This window comes from Pseudomonadota bacterium, assembly GCA_034660915.1.
Lineage (GTDB): Bacteria > Desulfobacterota > Anaeroferrophillalia > Anaeroferrophillales > Anaeroferrophillaceae > DQWO01.
Genome location: JAYEKE010000181.1, coordinates 19,431 through 29,488, shown reverse-complemented (window position 1 = coordinate 29,488; position 10,058 = coordinate 19,431). Strand labels below are relative to the sequence as shown.

Genomic DNA, 10,058 nt, shown 5'->3' with positions numbered 1-10,058 from the left:
GTTATGAAGCAAGACCAATCAGGAAGTGGTGTATTTTATAAGTCCATGATCAGTTGTTTGATCATGATATTTGCAGGGGTGCTGTGGTTCAGCCCGCCGGCCCGGGCATTTGAAGTTTACGAAAATGACGCGGTCAGAATCCAGCTTGATTCGACCGTCTCCTATGGTCTGCAGTGGCGGGTCCAGAGTCGGGATGATGATATCATCGGGATCGCCAACGGCGGCAACAAGCACTCGTGCAACTACGACGACGGCAACCTGAACTACGACAAGGGGCTTATCGGCAATGCCCTCAAGATAACCTCCGATCTCGATATTGATGCCGGCTGGTTTGGCGCTTTTGTTCGGGGTTCGGCCTTTTATGATTATGAAAACGATCACCAGGATCGGGAGCGGACTCATCTGAGTTCTGATGCCAAGGACGCGGTGGGCAGTGACATTGATCTTCTCGATTGTTATCTCTGGATCAGTCGTGAAGTTGCCGGGATGCCGTTTCAGCTCCGCGTTGGTGAGCAGGTGGTAAGCTGGGGGGAATCGACCTTCATCCAGAACAGCATCAACACGATCAACTCCGTTGACGTTTCCAAACTCCGGGTTCCGGGAGCCGAACTTAAGGAAGCCCTGACTCCGGAAGGCATAATCTGGGCAACTATCAACCCGACCGATAATTTCACCATCGAAGCTTTTTACGAGTACGACTGGGAAGAAACCAAGCTTGATTCTCCCGGAACCTACTTCAGCAGTGCTGATTATGTCGGCCAGGGAGGCTATAAACTGATGCTTGGTTTCGGTCAGTATCCGGACGGGGGAGAGGCTCCGGTAGACGGTTGGGGGGTAAAGGCGCCGATGTTTGCCGCTCTTGGCGTGCCTGGCGTGACTGAAGGTGGTACTTTTTATCCCGGACGCCGGGGCGGGACCGAGCATGCGAAAAATTCCGGCCAGGGCGGCGTCGCCCTGCGGTATTATGCCGAGGCCCTGAACAATACCGAATTCAGTTTTTACGCGATGAACTACCACGCCCGGATTCCCACCCTGCAGGCCCATACGGGAACGATGGCGAATATTGGTGCCGCTTTAGCCGCCGGGAAGACCGCGATGACTAATGCTCTGGCCGCGGGATATCCTGCCGCCGTTGCCAGCCAGCTCTTCAGCGGAGCGGCTGTTGAAAGTTATCTCGAGGGTGCGGGATCGTATTACCGAACCAACTATGAGGAAGATCTGCAGTTGTACGGTATCGGTTTCAATACCGAGATTGCTAATATCGGTTTTCAGGGAGAAATCTCCTGGCGTCCCGACTCTCCCCTGCAGGTGGACGATCTTGAAATACTCGAAACCTGGCTCTCTCCCCTTTTCGCCCCCTTGGGCAAAATGAATCAAAGCCAACTGGGAGTAGCTCTTCCGGACAGCCTGATAAAAGGCTTTATCGAAAAAGATATTGTCCAGATGCAGACCACATTAAGCTACGTCCTGCCGCCGCTCAAATGGCTCGGTTCCAGAGGCGGCGTCATTCTGGGTGAGGTTGGCTGGGAGCATATCTGCGGTATGCCGGGCAAAGGCAGATTGCGTCTCGAAGGTCCGGCAACCTCCTCCCCTGGCGGTGACCACGCGACAGATGCCTTTGGCGAGCCCGTGGAGGCTTCCAGGCATTTTGCCGACGGGGATTCCTGGGGTTATCGGATTTTGGCCAAACTTGACTATTTTAACGTCATCGGTCCAATCGGGTTTTCACCCCGGATCGCCTGGTCGCATGATGTTTCCGGTATCAGCCCGGTGGGCGGTCCTTTTCTGGAAGACCGCAAGGCCGTTACCTTTGGCCTGGGCGCAAACTACCTTTCGTCCTGGACGGCTGATCTGAGCTATACCAATTACTTCGGTGCCGATGCTTACAACCGGATTAATGACCGGGATTTCATCAGTCTCAACGTTAAATACAGCTTCTAATGCGGTCAAGCCTGCAAATAAGTGTGATTATATTTAATTTATAGATATTTTCAAGGAGAAAAATATGCGAAAAACTATAGGCTTTTTGATTGTCCTGCTGTTCACCGTGATGCTCTGCGCGTCTGGAGTTCAAGCTAAGGTTTCGGCTGATGAAGCGGCCCGTCTGGGAAAAGATCTCACTCCGATGGGCGGAGAGATGGCCGGCAACGCTGAAGGTACGATTCCGGCTTGGACCGGCGGCATCACCCAACCCCCGGCAAACTATAAACCCGGTGACCATCATCCGGATCCTTTTGCTGACGACAAGGTGCTTTTTAAGATTAATAGTGCCAATATGGCAAAATACGCTGACAAACTTAGCGAGGGCCATAAAGCCCTGCTCAAAGCCGATCCGGATTACTACCTGAATGTCTATCCCACCCATCGCAGCGCCTCAGCTCCACAGCGGATTTACGATGCGACCAAAAGAGTGGCCCAGACAGCAATGCTGACTGAAGATGGCAACGGTATTGTTAACGCGGCTGAAGGTCTGCCCTTCCCAATCGCGAAAAACGGTCTGGAAGCAATCTGGAACCACCTGGTTCACTGGCGCGGCGACTGTATCGACCGTACTTTCGTCTACTCACCGGTAACCAGGTCCGGAAACTACAACCTCGGGACAGAAAATACTCAGGTTCGCTGGCAGTACAGCCAGCCGGGGATGACTGAAGAGAAAATGGATAACGTCATCCTCTTTTTCAAGATGGATCTCTTAGGTCCCCCCCGGGTCGCCGGTCGAATCCTGATTGTCCATGACACTTTAAACCAGAAGAAAGAGACTCGTAAAGCCTGGACCTACAACACCGGTCAGCGCCGGGTTCGACGGGCTCCCCAGGTTGCTTTCGATACCCCGGGAACTGGTTCCGACGGCCTGAGGACAATGGATGACTACGAGATGTACAACGGCAGCCCCGAACGCTACGAGTGGAAACTTCTGGGCAAAAAAGAAATGTACGTCGCCTACAACTCCTACAAGCTTCACAGCGACAAGCTGAAATATAAAGATATCATTAAACCAATGCACTACAACCCCGAATACCTGCGTTATGAACTGCATCGGGTATGGGTGGTGGAAGCCAATCTCAAAAAAGGTACTCGTCATATCTACAAAAAACGCGTCTTCTATCTGGATGAGGATTCCTGGAGCGTGATCGCCACCGACAAGTATGACAACCGGGATCAGTTGTGGCGTTTTTCCGAATCATTTGTCATCAACTACTATGAAGTTCCCTGCACATGGAGTACTTCGAATATTCACTATGATCTCCAGGCCGGACGCTATGTCTTTATGTATCTCGATAACGAAGAGAGAAGTACTTACAATTTTAACGTTGACTTCCCGGTCAAAAACTTTTCAACCAGTGCTTTGCGCCGGAGCGGGAGACGCTAAAATATAAATCTTGACAAAAAACCCCGCTCCAGAGCTCCAGGGCAGCCTCCAGGAGAATGGACGGGGTTTTTTTATAGGATTAAAATGGAATTTTCCAACAAACAAGCCTTTCATTTCCATCGATATTTAGTCCGGATATTGTTTTTAGCTCTTTTTTTTGGCACCATAACTCCCGGATTAATTTTTGCGGCTCAACCCGATCATAGTAAACGGGCAACAATCATGATGCCGCTGGCGGCAAAAACCTTGATTCTTGATCTGGCAGCTGCAGGAGAACGAACAGTCGCGGTCGGCTGGCGCGGCCATATTCTTCTCTCCGATGACGAAGGCACCAGCTGGCGGCAGGTCAAAACTCCGACCCTGGATATGCTTACCGGTATCTACTTTGCGGATGACAGGCGCGGCTGGGCGGTGGGACATGGCGCGGTTATTCTTGCTACCGAAGATGGTGGCGAAAGCTGGAAACTTCAATACTCGGCTCCGGAAGAGGAACGGCCACTGTTTGATGTTTTCGTGGCCGGCGACTATGGTTTTGCCATCGGTGCCTATACGAAATTCATGGTCACTCAGGATGGCGGCAAGAGCTGGCAGCCAAGTGAATTTGTTATCCAGCAAGACAAGACCGATGCCAATACGGGACTTGATGATGAAGATCCACTGCCATTCGATTATCACCTGAACGGCATCGCCAGAAGTGACACCGGAACCTACTACATCGCCGCCGAAGCGGGTTTTATTTTCCGCTCCGATGATAGCGGACACACCTGGAACAAGTTGCCATCACCATACGAAGGCTCTTTCTTCGGCATCCTGCCCCTTGATGGCGAAAACCTGCTGGTCTATGGCCTGCGTGGCCATATTTTTCGCTCCGAAAACGGCGGCTACGATTGGCGTCAGATCAAGACCGGTACTACCGCCCTGTTGACCGATGCGGTCAAACTCAAAAACGGCACCATAATTGTCACCGGTATGGCCGGGGTCACCCTGACCAGTACAGACAATGGAAAAAGCTTCACTTTAAAACAACCCAATCGAATATCCTTGACCTCTGTCGTAAAAACTAAATCCGGCTCGCTTATTATAGCCGGAGAACGGGGTGCAAAGCTCCTGAAACTTGCAGAATAGTAAAATAGAAATAATCGACACAAGATGTTCGGGCTTGGCTCATAGCGGTATTGGCCGCCGAACGAATCACACGACGTGATTCGCGGCGGACGCGGGGACATTGCTTTAGCGCGCCCCACAAGCCGGCCTGTCTGCGTGCGGCACGCACAGGCAGGCCATGGACGGCCGGCGAGAATGAGCGCGAGCCATGCCGGAACATCCCTGTAAATTTCTTTCAGCTTTTTTTAGATCAACTTAGAAAATTAAGGTAAATATGTTATCTCATATCATTCCTGCTGCTGAGTCCCTGGTTTTTCGCAATCGGACTCTTGTAATTATCGCCTTTGTCCTGATAACCATCTTCATGGGCTACTCCGCCAGTCACCTTAAGGTTGATGCCGGGTTCACCAAGCTTGTGCCCATGGAGCATGAGTTTATGAAAACCTACGTCCGTCATCAAGAGGATTTCGGCGGCGCCAACAAGGTACTTGTAGCCTTGGCACCCAAAAAGGGAGACATTTTTACTCCTGAGTTTTTTACCGCCATCCAGAAGGTAACTGAAGAGGTCTTCTTTCTGCCCGGAGTTGATCGCAGCCGGGTAATTTCAATCTTCACCCCGAACGCGCGCTTCACCGAGGTTACTGAAGAGGGTTTCGCCGGGGGAAGTCTGGTCCCGGCAGATTTTTCGCCGACCCCTGAATTTTTGCAGAAGGTACGCACAAACCTGCTTAAATCGACCCATATAGGTCGGCTCGTGGCCAAAGATTTCACCGCCGCCCTGATTAAAACCGATCTTATGGAGATCAATCCGCAGACCGGTGAAAAACTCGATCTCTTAAATGTAGCTGAACGCCTCGAAGATATCCGCACAAAATATCAAACCGAAAACTTAGATATTCACATTATCGGCTTTGCCAAAGTTATGGGCGATATGACCGATGGTACCACCCGGGTGGTACTCTTTTTCGGTGTCGCCTTTCTGGTAACCGCCCTGCTGGTGTTTTTCTATACCCTCTCCCTGCGCCGAACCGGGGTTCTGTTGGGAATTGCCTTGATTGCGGTGATCTGGCAACTCGGCCTGCTTCCACTTTTAGGATTTGGCATTGATCCGATGGGGATATTGGTCCCATTTCTGGTTTTTGCCATCGCCGTCAGCCACGGTGTTCAGATGATCAGTGCCAATTCCGCCGGACTCTTTGCGGGACAATCCCCGCTTGAGGCGGCCAAAGCCAGTTTCAGTTCCCTGCTGGTTCCCGGTCTTACCGCCCTCGCTACCGATACCATCGGCTTTGCCACCATCTTCCTGATCAAGATTCGTATCATTCAGGAGATGGCGATGACCGCCGGTATCGGCGTTGCGGTAATTATTTTGACCAACCTTATCCTGTTGCCGGTAATCCTCTCATATATCAGCGCCGATGAAAGGTACCGGGAAAAATTGAAGCGCAAGGCGGCTCTGATGCAGCCGATCTGGGGCAAACTTTCAGCCGTCGCCAGCCGCCCTGTCGCTACCAGTATTATTTGCTTGTGCCTGCTTTTGGCTCTTGTCGGAACCTGGAAAGCCGGTGATATAAAGATCGGTGACACTCAGGCCGGGGTACCGGAGTTGCGCCCCGACTCACGCTATAATCTCGACACCGCTTTCATCACCAAGAAATTTGCTATCGGGGTTGATGTCATGTCGATTTTTATTGAGGGTGGCGAGGCCGATGCCGGGGTTAATTATGAGAATTTGACCGAGGTCGACGATTTTGAATGGTTTTTGGCCAATATCGAGGGAGTTCACTCTACCGTCAGCCTGGCCAAGTATCTGCGTTATGCTAATGCCGGTTGGAACGAGGGCTCACCCTTCTGGCGGGTTCTCCCGACCAACCAGCCATCAATCGCCAGTTGTTTCCTGGGAATAAGCTCAGCGAGTGGACTGATGAACGCCGATGTCAGCGTTATGCCGATCTACCTCTTTACCCGGGATCATAAAGCCGAAACCATCTCTATAATTGTGGCTGCAGCGAGGAAATACCGAGACGAACACCCTGATCTGAGTAACAAACTTAACATCGCCCTGATGGGCAACAACGTGGGCGTCATGGCGGCCACCAATGAGGAAGTTGAAGCTTCACAAACGCCCATTCTCCTCTACGTTTACGGCGCCGTTATTCTCTTTTGCCTGATTGCTTTTCGCTCGATTCGGGCGGCGCTCTGTATTTTACTTCCCCTGGCCCTGGTTTCCCTGTTGGGATATGCACTGATGGCAATTCTGGGTATTGGCTTGAAAGTCAATACCTTGCCGATTGTCGCCCTGGGAGTAGGTGTCGGGGTTGATTACGGCATCTATATTTATGCCAGTTTCAATAGTATCCTGAAGCGGGGTGAGTCGTTTCGCAAAGCCTATGAGAAGACCCTGGATATCACCGGAAACGGAGTGCTGGTTACGGCGCTAAGTCTGGCCATCGGGGTTGCCACCTGGATATGGTCGCCATTGCAGTTTCAGGCCGATATGGGAATACTTTTAACGTTTCTCTTCCTGGTCAATATGCTTGGGGCCGTATTTGTCTTGCCGGCTCTGGCGGCCTGGCTGCTTAGAGGAAAAAACACGGCTGAGAATTCCTGATTAAATTCAAAACATAAGAGCCTTAAAATGGAAAATATTTTGCGGATCGATGTCGGTTCCATGGGTGGTCCTACTGCAACCACCATCCCGGTTGGGCGTTATGCCAGTTTAGGCGGACGGGCCCTGACTTCAACTATGGTTTGGGAAGAAGTGTCACCTACCTGTGACCCTTTGGGCCCGGAAAATAAACTGATTTTATCACCGGGTATAATGAGCGGTTCAGCCGCCACTACTTCCGGCCGAATTTCGGTGGGTTGTAAAAGTCCTTTAACCGGCGGCATCAAAGAGGCCAATGCCGGGGGGCAGGCTGCTCAATATCTGGCTCGGCTGAGATATGCGGCCGTGGTACTGGAAGGAGAAAGAAAAAATAATGATCTTTACAAGATTCATATCGACAAGAATGGGGTGAAGATCTCTTTATGTAATGAATTTCGGCTGCTCGGAAACTACGATCTGGTTGAAAAAATAAAGGCTGAACATGGTAACAAAGTTGCGGTGATCAGTATAGGTCCGGCGGGTGAACAGGGTTTTGCTAACTCCACTATAGCTTTTACAGATACCGATTTTCGCCCGACCCGACATGCGGGTCGAGGTGGGGTCGGCGCCGTTATGGGAGCCAAGGGGATAAAAGTTATAGTTGTCGATCCCGAGGGTTGTTCCCTGCGTAAGCCGGTTGCTCCCGAAGCATTCAAAGAGGCGAACCGTAAGCTGGTGGAAACAGTTAAGGCCTCGGAAATGACCGGCCAGGGACTGCCGGCGTTTGGCACCGATATATTGATGGATATTACCAACCAGGCCGGCTGTTTTCCCGCTTATAATTGTTCCAAAGGCCGGTTTGACCAGGCCGGGGCCATCAACGGTACGACCCTGGCCGCTTTGGAAGAAGAACGCGGCGGCAAAGGCGCGGCCACTCACGCCTGTCATAGTGGTTGCATTATAAAATGTTCAGGTACCTTCAATGATAAAAATGGTAATTTTGTCACTAAACAGCCGGAATACGAAACCCTCTGGGCCCATGGCGGTAATTGCGGCATTGCCGATCTTGATGCCATCGCCATGATGGATCGAATGAATGATGATTTTGGCACCGATACTATGGAGACCGGCTGTACGATGGCAGTACTGATGGAAGCTGGTGAACTTGAGTTTGGTGATGCCGAGGGCGTTCTCGAACTTCTGTCCGAGATTGGCAAGGGTACTGAGAAAGGTCGACTGCTCGGTTCCGGGACGGCCACCGTGGCCAAACATTACGGGATTGATCGGTCACCGGTGGTCAAAGGCCAGGCGATGGCCGCTTATGATCCCCGCGCCTTGAAAGGAATGGGGGTCACCTATGCCACCTCAACCATGGGGGCTGATCATACCGCCGGGTTTACTTTGGGCAATCATTTGTTTGGCCTGGAACCAACTTCCGATCCCCTTGATGGAGAGAATCAACTCCTACCTTCAGCCGTGGCCCAGATCAGCGCCGCTGCCTTTGATTCTACCGGGTTTTGTCTCTTTTTAGGGATGGCATCTATCGATAAACCGGAAGTTGTTAAATATATCCTGGCAAGCATGAGCGCTTTTACCGGTTTGGGTTTTAACGAGAATACCTTTGCCGCCTTTGGCATCCGCGTTTTGCGGATGGAGCGTGATTTCAACCGGAGGGCCGGTTTTACGAGCAAGGATGATCGCCTGCCGGAATGGATGACCAAAGAAGCTCTGCCCCCTCATAACTCGGTCTTTGATGTTCCGGATGAGATTCTTGACGAGGTTCATAACCATACCGGCATCATTCTTAAAATCATGGGTAAAACGAAAATGGCGTTTGCTCCGCCGATTGCTTTGTTGGGGGAAGGCTGCCACATCTTGGTGCCCGATAATCTGGCGGCCATGGGGCTGAAAAAAGCTTTGATTGTCACCGACAAAGGGGTGGTTGCTGCCGGCATCCTTAAAATTCTTACAGATGCCATGGAGGCTAAATTTTTCGAATACGCCGTTTATGACGGAACCCAGCCCAATCCTACGGTTGCCAATGTTGAGGCAGGTCTTAATGTCTTTCGTCAGGAAAAATGTGATTGTCTGGTCTCACTTGGCGGCGGGAGTCCGCATGACTGCGCTAAAGCTATCGGTGTCATGGTAAATAATCCCGGAAGTATTGTTGATTACATGGGACTGTTCGGGGTTTGGCAGCCCAGTCCGGTGCTGGTAGCGGTCAATACAACCTCGGGAACCGGGGCTGAAGCCACGGTCGCGGCGGTTATCACTGATCCCGCTCGCCACCTCAAAGCTCCCATCGCCGACCCTAAACTTTTACCTATCGTAGCCGTCAATGATCCCTTGCTGACTAGGTCCATGCCACCTCACATCACCGCCGGGACGGGGATGGATGCCCTGACCCATGCCATCGAAGCCTACACCTCCAACCTTACGACTCCCTATGCTCAAGGTCTGGCCTTGAGTGCCATTAAAATGATCGCTAAATACCTGCCCCGGGCGGTGGAAAATGGCGATGATATGGAAGCCCGCGACCATATGTGTCAGGCCCAATACAGCGCCGGACTGGCCTTTAACAGCGCTCAGTTAGGCAATGCCCACTCCCTGGCCCACGCTCTTGGAGCAATTTACAGTATGCCTCATGGTAACGCTAACGCGATTATGCTGCCTTATGTTATGATGAAAAATAAACCGGCGATTACCGTGCTCTTGGCGGAAATTGCTCAGGCTATGGGTGTTGATACGGCTGGTTTAAGTGTCGATAGCGCCGCTGATAAGGCTATCGAAGCGGTTAAAACTCTGATGGATAGTATAGGGGTAGCAAAAACGGTCACCGCGCTGGCTGATGCCTGCCGGATCAAAATCACCCAGGACGATATCCCCGAGTTAGTCGCCCACGCCGCCAATGACCTTGCTTGCGGTGCTAATCCAATTCTCTATAAATTGAATGACTTTAAGGAGATTTACGAAAAAGCCTGGTCATCAATTTAAACA

Annotated in this window: 6 protein-coding genes; 5 read left to right on the top strand and 1 reads right to left on the bottom strand. The window is 51.5% G+C overall.

Going from position 1 to position 10,058, the window contains the following annotated elements; translation table 11 throughout:
* The 3 genes from U9P07_10610 to U9P07_10600 all read left to right on the top strand — a co-directional run.
* The coding region (locus U9P07_10610) for a DUF1302 domain-containing protein (protein ID MEA2109857.1) at positions 1–1,941 on the top strand (1,941 nt) is incomplete at its 5' end.
* 64 nt (positions 1,942–2,005) lie between these two features.
* A complete protein-coding gene (locus U9P07_10605; protein ID MEA2109856.1) occupies positions 2,006–3,370 on the top strand; it encodes a DUF1329 domain-containing protein in 1,365 nt (454 codons plus the stop codon).
* Between the two features lie 84 nt (positions 3,371–3,454).
* The gene (locus tag U9P07_10600; GenBank protein MEA2109855.1) at positions 3,455–4,495 is read left to right on the top strand and encodes a YCF48-related protein; all 1,041 of its coding nucleotides are present in this window, start codon (positions 3,455–3,457) and stop codon (positions 4,493–4,495) included.
* Here U9P07_10600 and U9P07_10595 read toward each other — a convergent pair.
* The gene (locus U9P07_10595; GenBank protein MEA2109854.1) at positions 4,449–4,694 is read right to left on the bottom strand and encodes a hypothetical protein; all 246 of its coding nucleotides are present in this window, start codon (positions 4,692–4,694) and stop codon (positions 4,449–4,451) included. The genes U9P07_10600 and U9P07_10595 overlap by 47 nt on opposite strands.
* 54 nt (positions 4,695–4,748) lie before the next feature.
* Here U9P07_10595 and U9P07_10590 point away from each other — a divergent pair, with 54 nt between their 5' ends.
* Positions 4,749–7,085 (top strand): MMPL family transporter, encoded by a 2,337-nt coding sequence (locus tag U9P07_10590; GenBank protein MEA2109853.1) that lies wholly within the window; start codon positions 4,749–4,751, stop codon positions 7,083–7,085.
* A gap of 27 nt (positions 7,086–7,112) precedes the next feature.
* On the top strand, positions 7,113–10,055 hold the full coding sequence (locus tag U9P07_10585; protein MEA2109852.1) for an iron-containing alcohol dehydrogenase: 2,943 nt from the start codon (positions 7,113–7,115) through the stop codon (positions 10,053–10,055).
* The last annotated feature ends 3 nt before the right edge of the window (positions 10,056–10,058 follow it).

Coding starts and splice junctions, on each gene's coding strand:
- U9P07_10605 (MEA2109856.1), top strand. CDS start 2,006: ATGCGAAAAACTATAGGCTTTTTGATTGTCCTGCTGTTCACCGTGATG.
- U9P07_10600 (MEA2109855.1), top strand. CDS start 3,455: ATGGAATTTTCCAACAAACAAGCCTTTCATTTCCATCGATATTTAGTC.
- U9P07_10595 (MEA2109854.1), bottom strand. CDS start 4,694: ATGTTCCGGCATGGCTCGCGCTCATTCTCGCCGGCCGTCCATGGCCTG.
- U9P07_10590 (MEA2109853.1), top strand. CDS start 4,749: ATGTTATCTCATATCATTCCTGCTGCTGAGTCCCTGGTTTTTCGCAAT.
- U9P07_10585 (MEA2109852.1), top strand. CDS start 7,113: ATGGAAAATATTTTGCGGATCGATGTCGGTTCCATGGGTGGTCCTACT.